Annotated in this window: 16 protein-coding genes; 8 read left to right on the top strand and 8 right to left on the bottom strand. The window is 62.7% G+C overall.

Annotated features, from left to right (window positions below; genetic code table 11):
- The first annotated feature begins 126 nt into the window (after positions 1-126).
- Both QZ269_RS09255 and QZ269_RS09250 read left to right on the top strand, forming a co-directional pair.
- Positions 127-1,689, top strand: a complete 1,563-nt coding sequence (locus QZ269_RS09255) for an iron ABC transporter permease (protein WP_291426427.1) — start codon at positions 127-129, stop codon at positions 1,687-1,689.
- Entirely contained in the window at positions 1,686-2,729 is a 1,044-nt protein-coding gene (locus QZ269_RS09250; protein ID WP_291426426.1) for an ABC transporter ATP-binding protein, read from the top strand. Before QZ269_RS09255 ends, QZ269_RS09250 begins: the two co-directional genes overlap by 4 nt.
- A 250-nt stretch (positions 2,730-2,979) precedes the next feature.
- Here QZ269_RS09250 and QZ269_RS09245 read toward each other — a convergent pair whose 3' ends face one another.
- From QZ269_RS09245 to QZ269_RS09235, 3 genes are all read right to left on the bottom strand, one after another.
- The gene (locus QZ269_RS09245; protein ID WP_291426425.1) at positions 2,980-3,393 is read right to left on the bottom strand and encodes a hypothetical protein; all 414 of its coding nucleotides are present in this window, start codon (positions 3,391-3,393) and stop codon (positions 2,980-2,982) included.
- 77 nt (positions 3,394-3,470) lie between these two features.
- Complete coding sequence (locus QZ269_RS09240) at positions 3,471-3,836, bottom strand: hypothetical protein (RefSeq protein ID WP_291426424.1); 366 nt, start codon at positions 3,834-3,836, stop codon at positions 3,471-3,473.
- On the bottom strand, positions 3,833-4,699 hold the full coding sequence (locus tag QZ269_RS09235; RefSeq protein WP_367272262.1) for a hypothetical protein: 867 nt from the start codon (positions 4,697-4,699) through the stop codon (positions 3,833-3,835). Before QZ269_RS09235 ends, QZ269_RS09240 begins: the two co-directional genes overlap by 4 nt.
- A gap of 101 nt (positions 4,700-4,800) precedes the next feature.
- Here QZ269_RS09235 and QZ269_RS09230 point away from each other — a divergent pair, with 101 nt between their 5' ends.
- Positions 4,801-5,577 carry an APH(3') family aminoglycoside O-phosphotransferase gene (locus QZ269_RS09230; RefSeq protein WP_291426422.1) on the top strand — a complete coding sequence of 259 codons (777 nt, stop codon included), beginning with the start codon at positions 4,801-4,803 and terminating at the stop codon, positions 5,575-5,577.
- 264 nt (positions 5,578-5,841) lie between these two features.
- Here the strand turns inward: QZ269_RS09230 and QZ269_RS09225 are convergent, their stop codons facing one another.
- Positions 5,842-6,411, bottom strand: coding sequence for a hypothetical protein (locus QZ269_RS09225; protein ID WP_291426421.1), 570 nt, complete (start codon positions 6,409-6,411; stop codon positions 5,842-5,844).
- 128 nt (positions 6,412-6,539) lie between these two features.
- Positions 6,540-6,743, bottom strand: a complete 204-nt coding sequence (locus tag QZ269_RS09220) for a hypothetical protein (RefSeq protein WP_291426420.1) — start codon at positions 6,741-6,743, stop codon at positions 6,540-6,542.
- Positions 6,744-6,909: 166 nt separating this feature from the next.
- On the opposite strand from QZ269_RS09220, the gene QZ269_RS09215 reads away from it, so the two are divergent.
- From QZ269_RS09215 to QZ269_RS09195, 5 genes are all read left to right on the top strand, one after another.
- On the top strand, positions 6,910-7,872 hold the full coding sequence (locus tag QZ269_RS09215) for an ABC transporter substrate-binding protein (protein WP_291426419.1): 963 nt from the start codon (positions 6,910-6,912) through the stop codon (positions 7,870-7,872).
- Between the two features lie 292 nt (positions 7,873-8,164).
- On the top strand, positions 8,165-9,031 hold the full coding sequence (locus QZ269_RS09210; RefSeq protein WP_291426418.1) for an RIO1 family regulatory kinase/ATPase: 867 nt from the start codon (positions 8,165-8,167) through the stop codon (positions 9,029-9,031).
- 97 nt (positions 9,032-9,128) lie between these two features.
- On the top strand, positions 9,129-9,818 hold the full coding sequence (locus tag QZ269_RS09205; RefSeq protein ID WP_291426417.1) for a TM2 domain-containing protein: 690 nt from the start codon (positions 9,129-9,131) through the stop codon (positions 9,816-9,818).
- A 101-nt stretch (positions 9,819-9,919) separates the two neighbouring features.
- A complete protein-coding gene (gene ftsY, locus QZ269_RS09200) occupies positions 9,920-10,873 on the top strand; it encodes a signal recognition particle-docking protein FtsY (protein WP_291426416.1) in 954 nt (317 codons plus the stop codon).
- Positions 10,874-10,884: 11 nt separating this feature from the next.
- The gene (locus QZ269_RS09195; protein ID WP_367272261.1) at positions 10,885-11,280 is read left to right on the top strand and encodes an HD domain-containing protein; all 396 of its coding nucleotides are present in this window, start codon (positions 10,885-10,887) and stop codon (positions 11,278-11,280) included.
- A gap of 235 nt (positions 11,281-11,515) precedes the next feature.
- Here QZ269_RS09195 and aguB read toward each other — a convergent pair whose 3' ends face one another.
- From aguB to QZ269_RS09180, 3 genes are all read right to left on the bottom strand, one after another.
- Positions 11,516-12,409, bottom strand: a complete 894-nt coding sequence (gene aguB / locus QZ269_RS09190) for an N-carbamoylputrescine amidase (RefSeq protein ID WP_291426415.1) — start codon at positions 12,407-12,409, stop codon at positions 11,516-11,518.
- A gap of 87 nt (positions 12,410-12,496) precedes the next feature.
- Positions 12,497-13,555, bottom strand: a complete 1,059-nt coding sequence (locus tag QZ269_RS09185) for a nitric oxide synthase oxygenase (protein WP_291426414.1) — start codon at positions 13,553-13,555, stop codon at positions 12,497-12,499.
- Between the two features lie 171 nt (positions 13,556-13,726).
- Positions 13,727-14,366: hypothetical protein (locus tag QZ269_RS09180; RefSeq protein WP_291426413.1), on the bottom strand; the 640-nt coding region annotated here is incomplete at its 5' end.

The following is a 14,366-nucleotide window of genomic DNA, read 5'->3' as shown; positions in this document are numbered from 1 at the left end:
TCGCTAGGGTAAGCTGCGCGTTCCACCGTTAAAGCCTAAAACATTTCCCATGGTTAGGGCCTCAGACAGCCTCTGAATATGGCCCCGCCAAGAGCGGGGTTTTTTGCTTGTTGAAAGGTACTTTTGATGCGTCGTTTACCCGTTTCTCTCCTTTTGCCCGCACTCTTGGTGGTGCTAGGCGTACTGGTTCCGCTGGCCTACCTGCTCCTGCGTGCCTTTGGGGCCAACCCGGGCGAATTGCAGGAAATCGTTTTTCGCGCCCGTAACCTTGAACTGCTGCGAAACACCCTGGGTCTGACACTGGCGACCTTGCTGACCACCACGCTGGTGGCCTTGCCGCTGGCTTTTGTGACCGCCCGCAGTGACTTCAGGTCGCGCACTCTGGCGATGGTGCTTGGCGTGCTGCCGCTGGCTCTGCCGGGGTATGTGGGGGCATATGTCTGGCTGGCGGCGACGGGTACGGGGGGCACATTAGATGTACTACTGCATCTGCGCTTACCGAGCCTGGGCGGATTCTTGGGGGCACTTTTTATCCTGACACTGTTCACCTTTCCGTACCTGTTCCTGAACTTTCACGCGGCGTTGCGGCAGCTTGACCCCGCGCTTGAGGAAGCCGCCAGAGTGCTCGGGCGCACGCCCTGGCAAGTGTTCAGGCAGGTTACGTTGCCTTATCTGCGCCCCGCCTGGCTCTCTGGGGCACTGCTGATTGCGCTACATGTGCTGGGTGATTTCAGCGTGGCCTCGCTGATGCGTTACCCGACTTTCAGTGCCGCCATTTATCAGCAATACACCGCCGCCTATGACAGGGTGTATTCGGCGTGGCTGGCGCTGTTTTTGCTGCTACTGACAGTGGGGGTGTTGTGGGCCGAAGCCCGCTGGATGCGCGGCCTGTCGCTGAGTCGGGTGTCGCCCGCAACGGCGCGGCGGCCCGTGAAAGTCAGGTTGCGGGGCTGGACATGGGCAGTCTGGGGGGGGCTGGCGGTGCTGGGCAGCGCTGCTGTGGGTGTGCCCCTGCTGAGCGTGCTGCACTGGCTGCGACTGGACAGCGACCCGTATCGGTGGGCCACCCTGCGGGAAAATACCACTGTTTCCCTTCAGGCGGCTGCCCTGAGTGCGGTGGTGACGACAGCGCTGGCCTTTCCGCTGGCGTATATCGGGAGCCGTTACGGCAACGCCGTGCGCGGAGGTCGCTGGGCGCAACTGGTGGAGCGGGTGGCTTACCTTGGCTACGCCACACCGCCGCTGGCGTTCGCGCTGGCGCTCATCTTTTTTACGCTCGGCGTAGTTCCAGCGCTGTATCAGACGTTTGCCCTGCTGATTGTTGCCTACGCCCTTCACTTTGTGGCCGAGGCCATCGGGCCGCTGCGCTCCGGTCTGCTGGTGGCGACACCGCGTCTGGAAGAAGCCGCCAGGGTGCTGGGCCAATCAAGTGTAGGCAGTCTGCGGCGGGTGACGTTGCCGCTGCTGCGTACCAGTCTGCTCGCCAGTGGCAGCTTTGTGTTTCTGAGCGTGCTCAAAGAGTTGCCCCTGACACTGCTGCTGGCCCCTACAGGATTTGACACGCTGGCCCGCAATATCTGGATGTACACCGAAGAAGCCCAGTACGCCCACGCTGCGCCCTACGCGCTTACGCTGATGGTGAGTGGCACGCTGCTGACCTTATTGGTGTTGCGCCGGGGGGAACAATGAACACGCCCGTCCCCCAAAGTAGAGACTTGCTCCTACGCCTGGAAGCCCTGACCCGCAGGTTCCGACCTGAGCTGCCGCCCGTGGTGGGTGGGCTCAATCTGGAACTGAACCCCGGAGAACTGCTGACCCTGCTGGGGCCGTCTGGCTGCGGCAAAACGACTACCCTGCGCCTGATTGCCGGGTTGGATACCCCGGACGCCGGGAGCATTACGATTGCGGGAAAGGAAGTCAGCCGCTTGCCGCCTGAGAAGCGCGGCGTAGGACTGGTTTTTCAGGATTACGCCCTGTTTCCCCATCTGACCGTGCTGGAGAACGTGGCTTTTGGTTTGCAACACCTGCCCCACGCTGAGCGACTGCCCCGCGCACGCGAAACGCTGGCACTGGTGGGCCTGACTGTCTTTGAAACGCGCCTGCCCGCGCAACTCTCGGGCGGACAACAGCAGCGGGTGGCTCTGGCCCGCGCCCTGGCTCCGCGCCCCGCGCTGCTGCTGCTGGATGAACCCTTTTCCAATCTCGACGCAGGCTTACGCCACTCGACCCGCCATGAACTGCGCCAACTACTGCGTCAGTCAGGCATGGCGGCCATTCTGGTGACCCACGACCAGGAAGAGGCATTGGCGTTCAGTGACCGCCTGGCGGTCATGCGGGACGGACAGCTTGAGCAGGTCGCCACGCCAGACGAGATGTACCTCTACCCGCGCACGGCCTTCGTCGCCAATTTTCTGGGACGGAGTAATCTCCTTTCCGGAGTTGCCGCAGGAACACAGGCCGCAACATCACTGGGCCACATCGGCCTGACTTCAGCAGCGACAGGAACAGTCACCATCAGCGTGCGTCCCGAACAGGTCACGCTCAGCGAAACGGGGACGGGAGCGCGGGTCATCAGTCGGGAATTCGGTGGGCCATCCACGCTGTATACCCTGCAATTGGAAGGGGGGCAGACTGTCCTGATGCAAACCTACATGCCTCAGCGTATTGAGGAAGGGCAACAGGTACGGGTGGCAGTGCGAGGAAGTGGGCACATTCTTGACCACTTATAAAAGGATAGGGTGTCAGTCTTAGAAGCAGAACTAGTGCGGCGTTCAATTATTCCGTATGGCACAGCATCTTGGTAATTAGAAAAATGTAAATTCGAGGGGATAGACCTTTACTCATAGGTAACCCTCGTTATTTTCCAGTTAGTGAAACGCCAGAAACGTTATGACGAACTAGCAGGCTGTCAGTCGTTCCAGGGCTAGCCACCACCAGCCCGTCAATCTCAGCCCGTCGCGGCCCCAATCGGACTCCGTATTAGCTGGCCCGAAACAGTCCAAAGAGCCGAGCGGGTTTCTTCTGTTTGGCTTTAGCTTCTGGCTGGTGGCTGACATGCATGGGTGTGCGCTGTTGAACGCCGCAGTGGCTGCACTCCAGCAGCGTCGGCGAGGTGCGTTTCATGCTGTGTGTGCAGGCGCTGGCCCGCATATAAACCATGTGCGCCGCCGCTTCCGCCTCTTCGGGCGTGGCTCCGGTCGCGGTGTAAAACGGATCTTCGCGGTCGTCGGCCAGACCTTTTTCATTGCCCAGCACGAATGTGTGCGTGTAAACCGTCACTACCCGTACATCCTTCTTGTACGGCTCAAGGCGGCTCAGCTGTCCTTTGGTTTGAAGTGCGCCTACCCAGATCATTCCCAGATTGAGCCATAACCCTTCTGACACAGAATTCACAACAGGCTAGGTTAAGACAGGTGTAAAGCCTTCAAGTGTCCGCGCCGCGAACCCCGAGATCGGCCCCAGAGCTGTTTCTAGCGCCGTCCGCCGTATTTGGGCGGGGCTTTCTTGACCCCGGCAAAGCGGTTTTTTTCCTTACGCCGCTGCGCCGGAGTCAGGGTCGCTGCCGTGCCTGGGCGCTGATTGACTGGGGGCGGTGTTCTGTTAGTGAAGGTATCTATGTTGAAAAACTTAATGCAGGGCAAGTACAGCGCAAAGACCAGCAACATGCTGCCCCAGCCGGTTTTCAGGTAGGGGCGCAGCGGCGTCAGTTGCAGGCACGCGCTGACCAGACTGGCCATGAGCGCGAACAGCATGACCCGGATCGCCAGCTTAAGCAGCTTGGTGGTCGTCAGGCCCGGCGCCGGGTCGGGGGTGGTCAGCCAGCGCCAGAGGTTCACGTCTCGTCCGTGGCACTGGGGCTGGGGGTCAGGCGGCGGCTGAAGGGTGGCAGTTCGGGCCACTCGGTCTGGCCGCCGTCTGCACTGAGAAGCAGCGTCGGCTTATGCATCTTCTGGGCCAAGCGTTCGAGGGCGGCGGCGGTGGCCCTGTCGCGGGCCGGACTGACCAAAATCAGGCCGCGCACCGCACTTTTTCCGGCAATCAGGGAAGCTGCGCCGAACAGTTCGCGCTCGCCCGCCGGAACCTTGGCGGCGTTCTCCATGCGCTCGGCCCGCTGAACGATGTCGGGCAGTGGCAACTGGGTGCTGAACACCGGATACAGTTCCAGGGCTTCCAGCGCCGGGCGTAGGCCAGCGGCCAAGGCGTCTTCGTTTAGCAGGGTACGCGGGCCAATCACGGCCACAGTCGCCTGCGAAGCGCGGCTGAGGTTGGGCAAGCTGCTTCTGGGGGCGCTGAGCAGCGGGCGCACTTTATCTAGGGCCAGGCGCACCTGCCCGGCGTTGTGCGTTAGCCGCAAGCCGAGTTCAGTGGCGGCAGTTTCGGTGGACTTGTGGCTCGCGTCGGGTACGCTGACCAGTGGGGGCAGGCCGCTGATGCGCCGGGGCAGCAACTCGGTCAGTGCCTCGCCCCAGGCGTCGCCCGATACGGTGGGCCACTCGGGAACGACCACCAGATCGGGATGTTCCAGGCTCAGGATGCGCCCCAGTGCCAGCTGCACCGTGACCGGTTCACCTTCCAGGCTTTGCTGCCCTAGCGCCAGCGCCTCGGCAGCAGACAGGGCGGGCAGCACTGACTCTGCCCCCAGTTCTTTCAGGAACGCCAACCAGTACCCGGACAGTCGCGCCGCGCGCGAATCAAGCAAACCAACCTTCACCCCTACAGTCTACTCCACGGCTCTGGCCTGGGCCGCTGCCCCCCGTTGCCAGACCCAGCCGCTATGCTTGGGCCGCTATGCTTGGCCGCATGAGTCGTGACGCCCTGAACCTGCCCGATCCGCTGCGCCGGGTGCTGCCTGCGGCCCGCTGGGAACGCGTGGCCCACGGTGAAAGTGGGGCCGAGGTCTGGCGCAGTACCCGCCACGTGGTCAAGGTGCAGCCGCGTGACCCCCGTGTTGTCAGTTCACTGCGCCAGGAGCGCGAGCGTCTGCGCTGGCTGGCTCCCCGCCTGCCTGTGCCCGCCGTGATCGGCTACGAGGTTACAGAAGGCCATGAATACCTGGCGATGTCCCGGCTGCGCGGCATTCCGCTAAGCGACCCCGACGCCCTGTTACATCCCGAGCGCGTGGTTGGTCTGCTGGCGCGGGCGCTGCGCGAGCTGCATGCTCTACCGATTCGCGACTGCCCCTTCAATATGAGCCTGAACGTGGCGCTGGCGCTGGCCCGCGAACGGGTGGCTGCCGGACTGGTAGACGAGTTGAATTTCGACGATGACCGTAGGCTGAGCGCGGTCGGCGTGTTCAATACGCTGGCCCGTACCCGCCCCACGAAGGAAAACCTGGTCGTCACGCACGGCGACCCCTGTTTGCCCAACCTGATCGTCAACGGCGAGCTGCTAGAGGGTCTGGTGGATGTGGGCCGTTTGGGTATTGCCGACCGCCACGCTGACCTGGCCCTGGCTTACCGCAGTGTGCGGCGCAACCTGAGCGACCTGTACGCCGGAATGTTTCTTGACCTGTACGGGCGCGAACTGGTCGATCTGGAGAAAATCGAGTATTTTATGCTGCTCGATGAACTGTTTTAGAGCAGTTCTGCAAATGAAAGGCACGCCGGAAAAACACCGCCGCCCCCTTCATTCTACGTCCTGCTCTTTCTTTTTCACTCGTTCCACTCGGCAAAAAGAGGGTCAAAAGAGCACCATCTTTTTGCAAAATGCTCTATGGGCAATCGTTCGCGCCGCTTTTTATTGCTCGGCCAGGGTGGGGAAGAACAGGACAAAGTCGGCGCAACAGCCATAAAAAACCTGCTCTCTGGGCCGGAGAGCAGGCGCACTGAAAAACGTGCCGGTTTATTCTTCGGTGCGCTTGTTGCTCCAGCCACGGTCGGCACGCGCACGGGGACGGAAGCCGCCCTCGTCGCCGCCCTCACGCGGACGGAATTCACGGTCAGGTGCCGCCGCACGGTCGCCGCCACGGTCATTGCCGCCACCGAAGCTAGGACGCTCGCCACGGTCATCACGGGGCCGGAAGCCGCCACGGTCGCCGCCGCGATCATTGCCGCCACCGAAGCTGGGACGCTCGGTCTGGGGGCGGCCAGCGCTCTGCACACCCTGCGACTCGCGCAGTTCACGCATTTCGCGGCGCAGGCCACGGATTTCCTTGGACTGGGCTTCAAGCATTTCCTTCATCTGGCCCAGCAGTTCCATCAGGTCGTCGGCGTCGATGTACTCGTCTTCACCCTCGTCGTCTTGGTCCGCGGCATGTTGGCCTTCGGCGGCGGCTTCCTGGGCATCCAGAACGGGGTCTTCGTCGGGTTCACCCTGAAGCTCGGGGATCAGGTGGCGCAACTCCTCGGGGGTGTGGTCGCTCGGCTGGGCGCTGTCATGTGCGCTGTCGTGCTGGTGTTCGTCGTTCGTCATCTTGTTACTCCTTGTGCCTGCCCACTGCTTTCTGCGGCAGTGCGGCGTAGGCCGTACCCCCAAGTCTACCTTATTGGCCTGAAGTCTGACCGATTTGCCTGCCGTGAGCCGCAGTCAAGCCCCCAGATTCAGCGGCGGTAAATCGCCAGCAGCAGAGGATAGGACACAAAAAACACGGCGGCTCCGACCACTGCGCCAGCCGGGGCGGCCAGAAAGAAATTGAGAGGCAGGCCCAGCCACAACGCTATGAAGGTAAAAATGCCGATGCTACAGCCGATCATCAGAGCAAAGCGCCGTGCGGTGTCCTCGGGTCGCCATGAATCGAAGTCCATAGGCCTATGTTCTCACCCCCCGCCGGGCGAGTTGCCCCGGCCCAGGTCATACGGCCCGCCTTCTGTTTCGTTAATAATCCGCAGGAGCACTGGGTTATCAACTCAGGCCACCAACTCAGGCAGAAGGTTCACGGTGCGTCAGCCTGGGCTGCCTATACTCGGTGGCATGAAATACGCTTTCCTCACCGCTGTGCTGGCGCTTTCGGCGCAGGCCGCCGCTCAAACTTCTGGCCCAGCCCGCACCGTGAACATCGGCATGGGCTACATTCCTAATGTTCAGTTCACGCCGTTTTACGTGGCCGACCAGCTGGGGTACTTCAGGGCCGAGGGCCTCAATGTTAAATTTCAGCACGGGTACATTAACGAACTGATGCCGCTGCTCTTGCAAGGCAAACTGGATTTCGTGGTGGGCGACCCCGAGGACGCCATTTTCGCCCGCAACCAGGGCGCTCCGGTGCGCTACGTCATGGCGATGTACCAGAAAAGCCCGGTGACGGTGTTTAGCCTGAAACCCCTGAACACCCCCGCCGAGCTGAAGGGCAAGACCGTGGGTATTCCGGGGCCGTTTGGGAGCAGCTACAGCGCCATTCAGGCCGTACTAGGCGAAGCCAGGCTGGAAAACGGCAGGGACGTGAAGCTGGCGACCATCGGGTATACCCAGCTCGACGCGCTGCGGGCCGGGCGCGTGGACGCCGCTGTGGGGTACATCAACAACGACGTGGTGCAGCTGCGGGCCGGGGGGTCAAAGGTCTACACGCTTGACCTCTCGCAGGCGTACCCGATGACGGGCGTGGGACTGATCACCACCGATAGCGTGCTGGGCGGCGACCTGGGCAAAAGAGTTGTGCGGGCCAGTCAGCGCGGCCTGAAATTTACGCTGGGCAGCCCCACGCAGGCTTTCAAAACCGCGCAGCCGGTGTTCGGGGCGACTGGCGGCAGCCTGGACGTGCTCAGAGCCAGCCTGCCGCTGATGTCCAGTAGCTTCACCGCGCAAAGCGGTCTGGGGGCCAACAATCCCGCCAACTGGACTAAAGCAGTCGCCGCGCTGGTCAAGCAGGGCAAACTGCCAGCCAGCGCACGGGCCAGCGAGTTTTATACCAACAGCCTGATCAGCAGAACGCTTAAATAATACGGATTCCGCTAAATTCTGGTGCATTTGGCAGTCCTTCTAAGTCAGGTGGCCTAGTGACGCCCGGCACAATAGTCTGTTAGCCTGCGGGCCATCACCACGAAAGGAGGTGCCGCACATGACTGAAAACATCTTTGAGATTCTGTCCGCTACGCTACGAGCTTCCATTCACGCAGATACACCTGCACAGGCCTACTGGAGTAATTTTGTTGATAGCTATGAGCTGCCCCCTTTCCGTGAGTTGCCCCTGTCCTAGCGCCCCACACAGCTGTCCGCATAGGCTGGCGCACCCATGAGCCGCGACCGGTCTGATGACAGCCCCGGCGAGCAGCGCCTGCGCCGCAAGAAAACCAAACCGGCTGGCCGCCGCCGCCTGGAAACGCTGGTGGGTGCCAACCCCGAGGACATTTCCGATCCGGTGGTTCGTCACCTGTCCGAACAGGGTTATGTAGATGAGGTGCTGGCCGAACTCAAGAGCGGCAAGGAAGCGACGGCCTACATTGCCAATGGGCCGAGCGGACTGATGCTGCTTAAGGTCTACCGCGATCTGGAAGCCCGCAGCTTTAAGAACGATGGCCTGTACCGTGAGGGCGAAGTCATCATGGACGACCGCGCCCGCCGGTCCATGAAAAACCGCAGCGCCAAGGGTCTGAGCCTGTTGCAGTTCGACTGGGTCATGCGCGAATACGCCGGACTCTGGAAGCTGTGGAACGCTGGGCTGAACGTGCCTGAACCGCTGGTTGGCCCCGATCCGACCATCTACGCCGAAACGGTTCCCGCCGTACTGATGCGCCTGATCGGCACCGAGGACGAACCCGCGCCCCGTCTGAGCGAGGCCCGCCTAAGTCCAGAAGAAGCCCAGAGCGCCTGGGATCAGGCTCTGGCAGGCATGGCCGACATGCTGCGGCTGGGGTACGTACACGGCGATTACAGCACCTACAACCTTCTGTGGTGGGAGAATACCGTGATTATTATCGACTTTCCACAACTTACGACCCGGCAGAACCCGAATTTTAGCGACCTACTGCGCCGCGACGCCGAGAGCCTGAGCACCAGCTTTCGCAAGCAGGGCATTCAGGTTCCCGGCGAAGACACCCTGCGCGAGGTGCAGCGCCGCGCCCTGGGGCCTGCGCCTACGCCACGGGTCACGCTGCCCTGAGTCTTTTACGCCGCCCTGAGTTCGGCCACCTTGCCCCGGCCTTAAGCGTTACTTTCGGCTGACGCAACCCGCAGCCGCAAAGTTGCGTAATAGAGGCATGACCAAGCCTGAGCGCCCCGATGACCTGACCCCGCAGGGCAACATGCCCACCTGGATCGACGAGGTGCTGAAGCCTGCGCCACAGCCGTCGGGAGCGGCGCAGACCCCGCTGTCGGGGCCACAGGACCTCAAGATTCCGCCTGCGTCACAGCCCTCGCCCACATCACAGCGCCCGCCCGCACCACCTGCCCCCTCCAACTGGGAAACGTCCCAGCGCCAAGCGCAGGCACAGGCACAGACACAGGCACAGGCCCAACCCCTGCAGCAGCCCCAGGCCGCCCCCTATGCTCAGCCGACGGTGCAGACGAACGCCTGGGGCGAGCCGGTGGCGTCCGCGCCGTACACCGCTGGGCCGCACAACCCGGCTCAGCCCAATCAGCCCCTCTACATCAGCCCGGACGTGGCCCAAAAGCGCCTGATCGCTGGCCTGCTCGGGATTTTCCTGGGCGGCTTCGGGATTCACAAATTCTATCTGGGCATCACCAATCCGGGACTGATCATGCTGGCGATCACCATCGGGGCCTACATCTTCGGGGTGCTCACGATGATTTTCGGCATCGGCTTTCTGATCGTGTTTTTGCCGTCTCTGGTCGGCCTGCTAGGTTTTGTGGAGGGCATCGTGTATCTGACCAAGTCGGACGCCGACTTTCAGCGCGATTACCTCGACGGCAAAAAGCCCTGGCTCTGACCGGCCCTTTTGCCTTAACCTTGAGTGCGGTATGCTGAAGTTATGACAGTTCTGTTGCCTCAAGTTCAGCGTGGCCCGCGTGTTCAGGCCAGAGCCGCCCGGTGAGCTGGTTAGAGCGCCTGCGCGACGGCCTGGGCAAAACGCGCCAGCAGATCAGCGGTACGGCTGGCTCGCTTGGTCAGGAGGTGCAAGAAGCCTTTACGCGCCTGGACACCATCGAGGACCTTGAATACGCCCTGATCGCCGCCGACGTGGGCCGCGCAGCGACACAGGAGATTATTGAGGACATCCGCAAATCTGAGGGGGGCAACTTGCAAGACGCGCTGATGCGGGCGCTGACGCTGCAACTTGAACCCAATGCCCGCCGCGCCGAGTTCCGCAAACTGGGCTTTGCGCCGGACGTGGCCCGCAGCAAGGTCGAGCCGAAAGGCCACGTCATCATGGTGATCGGCGTGAACGGTGTGGGCAAGACCACCACCATTGCCAAGCTGGGCCAGTACTACATGACGCGCGGCAAAAGCGTGATGTTCGCGGCGGGCGACACCTTCCGCGCGGCGGCAGGCACGCAACTCGGGGTGTGGGGCGAGCGGCTGGGCATTTCGGTCATTCAGGGCAGCGACGGCGGCGACCCGGCAGCGGTGGCGTTCGATGGAGCCTCGGCCCGCAAGTCGCGCGGCACCGATCTGCTGCTGGTCGATACGGCGGGGCGCCTGCACAACAAACACAACCTGATGGAAGAATTGAAAAAGGTGCAGCGCGTGATCGCCAAGGCCGACCCCGGTGAACCCGCCGAGGTCTGGCTGGTGCTTGACGCCGTGACCGGGCAAAATGGCCTCCAGCAGGCCAAGAAGTTCCACGAGTCCACGCCCCTGACCGGCGTGATCGTGACCAAGCTCGACGGCACGGCCAAGGGCGGCATCCTGGTGCCCATCGTGCGCGAGCTGGGCGTACCGATTAAATTTATCGGCGTGGGCGAGCAGCCCAGCGACCTGCAACCCTTCGACAGTCAGGAATTTGTGCGGGCGTTGTTCAACGTAGACATCCCTAAAAGCTAGGGGGGCAGGCCGTGACTGTACCTGGCGTACCTACACCCGTGCCTGACCCGGCCACCGCCGAGCAACTGTTGCTGGAGGTCCAGCGGCTCAATCCCGGCCCCTGGGTCGCCCACTCGCGTAATGTGGCGCTGGCGGCCCGGTACATTGCCGAGCGATACCCCGGCCCCGACCCGGCGCGGGCGCATACGCTGGGGCTGCTGCACGATCTTGGGCGGCGTAGCGGGCCGAAACCGTCACATTCTCGACGGGTACGACTATCTGATGGCGCTGGGATTCACGGACGCCGCCCGCATTGCCCTGACACACTCCTTTGCCGTGCCCGAACTCGACACCCTGCCAGGCGTCTGGGACGGCACGCCGCCGGAATGGGCCCGCCTGGGCGACCTGTTGGCCGGGGTGCGCTCTGATACCGAGGATCGCCTGGCTGCAACTCTGCGATCTGCTGGCCCTGCCGGACGGCTTTTGCACCGTGCAGGAGCGGCAGACCGACGTGGCGCTACGCTACAGCGTGAATGCTCGGAGCGCCGCCAAATGGCGTACCCAGCTGAAGCTTAAGAGGCAATTCGACGCCGCATCCAGCGGCAACATTTACCGCCTGTTGCCTGGCCTGTGTGATCGACTGTTGGCTTAGCTCTACCCCCCTCACTCCCGGCGCGTCTGACCGTCCAGCGTCAGCAGCGCTCCGTACATCTCCGGCCTACGGTCACGGAAAAAGCCCATGCCAGCGCGAAACTTGCGGGCTTCTTTGAGGTTCAGGGTGTGCAGCAGTGGCCCTTCGTCAGCCTCGCCGAACTCGGCCACGATTTCGCCGGTGTAGTCACTGACAAAGGTGTGCCCGTAGTAGGTCTGCTCTAACCCGCCTACGATTTCCTTGCCAATGCGGTTGGCCGCAGCCACATAGGTGGAGTTGCTGACCGCGTGGCCCGCCATCGCCCGTTGCCACATGTGATGGTTGTTGGGCGTCTGTACCTCGGCGGGTTCGCTGCCGATGGCTGTGGGGTACAGCAGAAAATCTGCGCCCTGGAGCATCATGACGCGGGCAGTTTCGGGATACCACTGGTCCCAGCAAACGCCCACGCCCACGCGCCCAAATTTTGTGTCCCAGACCTTGAATCCGGTGTCGCCGCCGTTGAAATAATACTTTTCTTCGTAACCGGGGCCGTCGGGGATGTGGGTCTTGCGGTAATTGCCCAGCAGTTCGCCGCCCGCATCTATACACACCAGCGAGTTGTAATGCGCCTGCCTGGCCTGTTCAAAGTAGCTGACGGGGAGCACCACGCCCAGTTCTTCGGCGAGTTCCTGAAAACGCCCGATAAACGGGTGGCCCTCCAGCGGGTGCGCCAGCGCGAAGTACTCCTCGCGTTCCACCTGACAAAAGTACAGGTTTTCAAACAGTTCGGGCAGCAGAATCACGTTCGCGCCCTGGGCGGCAGCGTCGCGCACATGCCCTATGGCGCGGGTCACGTTGTCCTCAAGCTGGTCGGTGACGTGCATCTGCACGGCGGCGAGGTTGACGGTATCGGGCGTGCGGTTCATGCCTTTTAGGGTAGCAGAGCGGGCTGAAAGGTCAGTGGTGAGTGGTGAACTCCGGGCGATTGTGGCACCCGGACGGCGCAGGGCACGCTATCCTTTCGGCGAATACGGGCAGCGCACAAAGTTGGGTTTTTCCTCCCGCGCCCGGTAGCGCCGGCTCCACACCGGTGTGGTGGCGGGCGACAGGGGCGGAATCAGCCACGACCATTGGCCCCGCACCTCGCGCCCGGCCTGGGCTTCGCGCTCCTCAAACTGTGCAAAGTGCCGGGTGGCGGTGTGGTGGTCCACCAGCTTGACGCCTGCCGCCTCAAACGAATGCAGCGCCGCCACGTTTAGTTCCAGCAGCGCCCGGTCACGCCACAAACTGCGCTCGCGGCGGGTGTCCAGGCCCAGAGCCTTAGCCACGGCGGGCAGCGCGTCGTAACGGTCGGCGTCGGCCAGGTCGCGGGCGGCAATTTCGGTCTGCATGTACCAGCCGTTGAACGGCGTGGCCGCAAACCGCAGGCCCCCCACCTCCAGGCTCATGTCGCTGATAACCGGTAGCGCGTGCCACCTGAGGCCCAGGTCGGCCAGCGCGGGACAGTCAGGATGCCAGATGTTTACCTCCTGCACGGCGTCTTTAGGAAGGTCAAAGAGTTGGACTTGACCTCCGGCCTCAATCGCCAGCGGCAGGACTTCAAAGCGTTCGCCGCGTGGTTGCCAGCCGTATTCGCGCAGCAGGCCGCAGAAGTCGGCGTTCAGTGGGTCATCGGCGTAGCGGATGAGTTGCGGGTTCAAAATCCGCACGCCGGGGCCAAAAACGCTCATCAACGGTTTGATGTGACCGCCGTTAAAGGCCGCCCGCAGGTGCGCCAGCAGGTGCCCGAACACATCCGGCGCGGCGGTGACGTTCCGCAGGTCGCGCACTTCCAGCGCCTGCCAGTACAGGCGGCCCACGCAGCGGGCGCTGTTACGCCACGCCATTTTTGCGCCGTAGGTCAACTCGGCGGGGGTCAGGGTGTAGCTTGCGGTGTGGGCAACCTCGGTGCCAACCTGGGCCAGTCGCCCGGCCAGTCCAGGTGTAGCTGTTTCAGCGTGGAACAGGGTCAAAAACGCCTCGGCCTCGGCCAGCAGCTCGGCGGGTAGCGTGGCAGCAGTTTCGGCAGTCATCCAGGGAGCGTAGCTAACCCGCATCCAGCGGATGTCCCCAGCTACACTACGCAGCGTGAACCGCCGCCCCTTCATCCTCTCCGGCCTGATTCTGGGGCTGGTCACCTTTGGGGCGCTGGGCTACCGAATAACTGAAGGCTGGAGCTGGCTGAAGAAGCCTCTCCCTAAGCGTCAGAAGCGGGTGATCATCGCCAAACCCTGGTGTTCGGTGAGCTGGTCGTTGTCCACAAAGCGCACCCGCCCACCGTTTTGCATCACGGCCTCGATCATTTGGTCTACCGCGTCAATCTGGCCCTCGTCAATCACTTCCTTGCCCACCATGTCGCTCACGGGCTGCAGGGTCAGGCTGCGTCCGTCCTTGCTGACGGTAGCGGGCAGGTGCAGGTCCTCTTGAACCACCATCGTCTCCACACGGCTGTCCAGCGCGGCCTGCCACGCTCCGTTCAGGTCAGTCACCAGGCGGTTTTGTCCAGCGGCCTGCTCAAGGTCCCCAAAGATGCTCTGGCGCTGTTCACGCAGAGCGTCGCGGGTGTGCGGCCAGACCAGTGCGCCCAGGTCATGCGGGCTGAGGTGATCGTGCCCGCCCTCGATTTCGGTTAGCACTGCGTCCTTGTGACGGGTCACGGCGTTGAAGTGGCCCAGGTTCTGTGCCAGTCCTACCACCACCAGGGGATAGTCTCCAGCCTTGAGCGCCTCAGCCAGGCTGCTGTCCACGTCGCGCATAAAGGCTTCTAGCGCCCGGTTAATCTCGCGGCTGGGGTTGGCCCCCACGCCCATTTTCACCGTTACGCCCGTGCCGGGGCCGTTGTAC

This window comes from Deinococcus sp., from assembly GCF_018260405.1.
Taxonomy (GTDB): domain Bacteria; phylum Deinococcota; class Deinococci; order Deinococcales; family Deinococcaceae; genus Deinococcus.
The sequence above is the reverse complement of the archived record's forward strand: the minus strand, read 5'-3'. Positions and strand labels throughout refer to the sequence as shown.

Excerpts from the sequence above, each read along its gene's own strand:
- QZ269_RS09255 (WP_291426427.1), top strand. The coding sequence starts at position 127 with ATGCGTCGTTTACCCGTTTCTCTCCTTTTGCCCGCACTCTTGGTGGTG.
- QZ269_RS09250 (WP_291426426.1), top strand. The coding sequence starts at position 1,686 with ATGAACACGCCCGTCCCCCAAAGTAGAGACTTGCTCCTACGCCTGGAA.
- QZ269_RS09230 (WP_291426422.1), top strand. The coding sequence starts at position 4,801 with ATGAGTCGTGACGCCCTGAACCTGCCCGATCCGCTGCGCCGGGTGCTG.
- QZ269_RS09225 (WP_291426421.1), bottom strand. The coding sequence starts at position 6,411 with ATGACGAACGACGAACACCAGCACGACAGCGCACATGACAGCGCCCAG.
- QZ269_RS09220 (WP_291426420.1), bottom strand. The coding sequence starts at position 6,743 with ATGGACTTCGATTCATGGCGACCCGAGGACACCGCACGGCGCTTTGCT.
- QZ269_RS09215 (WP_291426419.1), top strand. The coding sequence starts at position 6,910 with ATGAAATACGCTTTCCTCACCGCTGTGCTGGCGCTTTCGGCGCAGGCC.
- QZ269_RS09210 (WP_291426418.1), top strand. The coding sequence starts at position 8,165 with ATGAGCCGCGACCGGTCTGATGACAGCCCCGGCGAGCAGCGCCTGCGC.
- QZ269_RS09205 (WP_291426417.1), top strand. The coding sequence starts at position 9,129 with ATGACCAAGCCTGAGCGCCCCGATGACCTGACCCCGCAGGGCAACATG.
- aguB (WP_291426415.1), bottom strand. The coding sequence starts at position 12,409 with ATGAACCGCACGCCCGATACCGTCAACCTCGCCGCCGTGCAGATGCAC.
- QZ269_RS09185 (WP_291426414.1), bottom strand. The coding sequence starts at position 13,555 with ATGACTGCCGAAACTGCTGCCACGCTACCCGCCGAGCTGCTGGCCGAG.